Annotated in this window: 5 protein-coding genes; 4 read left to right on the plus strand and 1 reads right to left on the minus strand. The window is 63.2% G+C overall.

The features are described 5' to 3' along the window. The 4 genes from EN935_RS28535 to EN935_RS28550 all read left to right on the plus strand — a co-directional run. On the plus strand, nucleotides 1-449 hold a 449-nt coding region (locus EN935_RS28535; RefSeq protein WP_164771400.1), incomplete at its 5' end, for a TSUP family transporter. 52 nt (nucleotides 450-501) lie between these two features. Further along, entirely contained in the window at nucleotides 502-672 is a 171-nt protein-coding gene (locus tag EN935_RS28540) for a hypothetical protein (protein WP_127264704.1), read from the plus strand. Between the two features lie 102 nt (nucleotides 673-774). After that, complete coding sequence (locus EN935_RS28545) at nucleotides 775-1605, plus strand: AraC family transcriptional regulator (RefSeq protein ID WP_127264703.1); 831 nt, start codon at nucleotides 775-777, stop codon at nucleotides 1603-1605. 127 nt (nucleotides 1606-1732) lie between these two features. Further along, nucleotides 1733-2152 (plus strand): VOC family protein, encoded by a 420-nt coding sequence (locus EN935_RS28550; protein WP_127264702.1) that lies wholly within the window; start codon nucleotides 1733-1735, stop codon nucleotides 2150-2152. A gap of 18 nt (nucleotides 2153-2170) precedes the next feature. On the opposite strand, the gene EN935_RS28555 is transcribed toward EN935_RS28550, so the two are convergent. After that, on the minus strand, nucleotides 2171-3157 hold a 987-nt coding region (locus EN935_RS28555; RefSeq protein ID WP_127373861.1), incomplete at its 5' end, for a cobyric acid synthase.

The following is a 3157-nucleotide window of genomic DNA, read 5'->3' on the forward strand; positions in this document are numbered from 1 at the left end:
CCATCGCACTCTACTTCGCGTTCAAGCCCAACATGAATGATGTGGATCGCGCCGAGCGCCTGTCGCCGTTCCTGTTCGGACTGACCCTGGTGCCTGCCATCGGCTTCTACGACGGCCTGTTCGGACCAGGCGCCGGCTCCTTCTACATGCTGGCCTTCGTGGCGCTTGCCGGCTACGGCGTGCTCAAGGCGACGGCGCATACCAAGCTGCTCAACTTCGCCTCCAACATCGGCGGCTTCATCGTCTTCGCGGCCTTCGGCGTCGTCTATTGGAAGATCGGCCTGATGATGGGCGTTGCCCAGTTCCTCGGCGCTCGCGTCGGCGCCAGCCTGGCCATGCGCATCGGCGCAAAACTGATCAAGCCGCTGCTTGTGATCGTGTGCCTGGCGCTGGCGGTGAAGCTGCTGGCCGACCCGGCGAACCCACTGCGGGCCCTGATTGGTGTGTGATCACGCGCCCTGATAGAATGCCGGTGTTCGAATCATGTTGGAGGAGCCACACATGAATCTTAGCGCACCTACCCAGATTGTTTTTATTATCTCCGTTGTTGTCGCCATCATCGGCGTTCTCGCCGCGCTTGGCGTTCTTGCGTTCATTCCACTCGCATCGGTGTGGATTGTTCTTATTGCTTTCATCGTGCTTGCCGGCGGCTGCCTGATGCGCGGCGCCTGACCATTTCCCTTGAAGTGGGGACGAGGAGCGCCCGGCCAAAAGCCGGGCGCTTTTGATTCCGGCCCCGGGTCTGCTAGATTTGCCTTGGCGCAAGGATGGCCGATGCCAGTCGAGATGCAACTCCAGCAAGAGCAGGACCGATCCGTCGCCGGGCGGTTCGAGATGCGCCGGCGCCTGCCCAATCCTCGACTTGCGGGGATCGTCTCAGATATTTGCGGCTATCGCGAAATGGCGGCCGGCCATCTTCGCAACGTCGAATACGCGTCGCTCACCGTACCCCTGGTCATCAGCTTCGCCGAACCCTTCGCCATCGGCCTCGGCAAGGCGCCCGGCGACAATGACCGCTTCGCCAGTTTCGCCGCCGGCCTCTATGCCGGACCGGTGGTGATCGAATCCTTCGGCGGCGCCTGCTGCGTCCAGGTCAACTTCACGCCGCTTGGCGCACGCCGTTTCTTCCGCCTGCCGATGAGCGAACTGGCCGACAGCATGGTCGTCCTCGACGACGTGCTGGGCGCGCAAGGCTTGGCGCTGCGTGAACGGCTTGGCAACGCGCCGGACTGGACGACGCGTTTCGACATGGTCGAAGCCTTCGTCACCGCCCGTCTCGAGAATGCCCCAGAAACGCCGCTCGAAATCGCCTGGGCCTATGACCGCATCATCACATCCGGCGGCCGGACCCGCATTGCATCGATCGCCGAAAGGCTGGGCTGGAGCCGCAAACATCTCGCCGGCAGTTTTTCCAACGCCATCGGCATTGGCCCCAAGACGCTGTCGCGCATCGTCCGCTTCAACCGCGCGCTCGGCCTGTCGAGGCAGCAAACCGTCGACTGGGCTGGCATCGCCGCCGATTGTGGCTATGCCGACCAGGCGCATCTGGTGCGCGAGTTCCGCGACCTTGCCGGCGAGACGCCGACCGCGCTCTCAGTCAGGTAACATTTCTTCAAGACGCTGGAACAGCCTTCGAACAGAGTGATGCATGTCGCCCAAAAGTGCGCAGCGGTTTTGGGACAACGACATGCACAAACAGGGTTCATCGACCAACCCGACTGAAGGAGTTCCCATGCCCACCACCACTGAAGCGCCCCGCCTCTACCCGGCTTTGCGCTACAAGAACGCGGCAAAAATGATCGACTGGCTGGGCGAGGCTTTCGGCTTCAGCGTTCGCGCCCGGTATGGCGAAGGCGATGTCGTGCACCATGCCGAACTGGTCTTCGGCTCCTCGATGATCATGCTGGGCGCGGTGCGCGACGACGACTACGGCAAGATGGTCGGCGAACCCGGCTCAGGCGGCGGCAAGTCGATCTACATTGCCGTCGATGATGCCGATGCCGCCTATGCCAAGGCCAGGAAGGCCGGCGCCACGATCATCCAGGAATTGACGAACCGCGACTATGGCAGCCGCGAATTCATCTGCCGCGACCCGGAAGGCAACGTCTGGTCGTTTGGCACCTACTGGCCGAAGGCGGGCGAAAGGGCCTGAGCCAGCCTGCGTCGCGAATTACCGAGCCAGCGCAAAGATCGCGTCACAGTCGAGATGGGTCTCCAACTCGGCTGCGACCTCGTCCAGCGCCCGCTCGACCTCGGCCCGGTAGTCGATGCCACCGCCCTTGATGCCGAGGCTTTCGAGGAATCTCCCGCGAAAGCCGTCGGCGCCAAACAGGCCATGCATATAGGTGCCGATCACCTTGCCATCGGCCGACACAGCACCGTCATCGATACCGTTGATGACGGCGGAAGGCCGCAGCGTATCCGGCCCGGTGGTGCGGCCGAGATGGATTTCGTAGCCTTCGAGCGGCAGGTCGAACGGCACCGAGTGGGCACTGACATTGCGCACCGTCTTTTCCGGTTCCATCACCGTTTCGATGTCGAGCAGGCCAAGCCCTTCGGCCTCGGTGACGCTGCCTTCGATGCCGTCGGGGTCGCGCACGATACGGCCGAGCATCTGGAAGCCGCCGCAAATGCCGACGACATGGCCGCCGCGCGTGCGATGGGCAAGAAGGTCGCGGTCCCAACCGTTCTCGCGGAATTTCAGGAGATCGCCGATCGTCGACTTCGAGCCTGGAATGACCACCAGCCCGGCATCGGCGGGCAGCGACTTTCCCGGCGGCACGAACACCACCTCGACCTGCGGTTCGGCCTTGAGCGGGTCGAGATCGTCGAAATTGGCGATACGGCCAAGCACCGGCACGGCCACCTTCAATGCGCGCGCTTCGCCGGACGCCAGCCGTTCCAGCACCACCGAATCTTCCGAAGGAAGGCGTGCCGCCGCCTTCAGCCACGGAACGACGCCAAAACAGCGCCAGCCCGTGAATTTCTCGATCGACCTGATGCCGTCGTCGAACAGGGAAACGTCGCCGCGAAACTTGTTGATGAGGTAGCCGACGATCATGCGCCGGTCTTCTTCCGGCAAGATCAGATGCGTTCCGGCAACTGAGGCGATGACGCCGCCGCGATCGATGTCGCCGACCAGCACCACAGGCACATC

It is taken from the genome of Mesorhizobium sp. M7D.F.Ca.US.004.03.1.1 (genome assembly GCF_003998635.1).
GTDB lineage: Bacteria > Pseudomonadota > Alphaproteobacteria > Rhizobiales > Rhizobiaceae > Mesorhizobium > Mesorhizobium loti.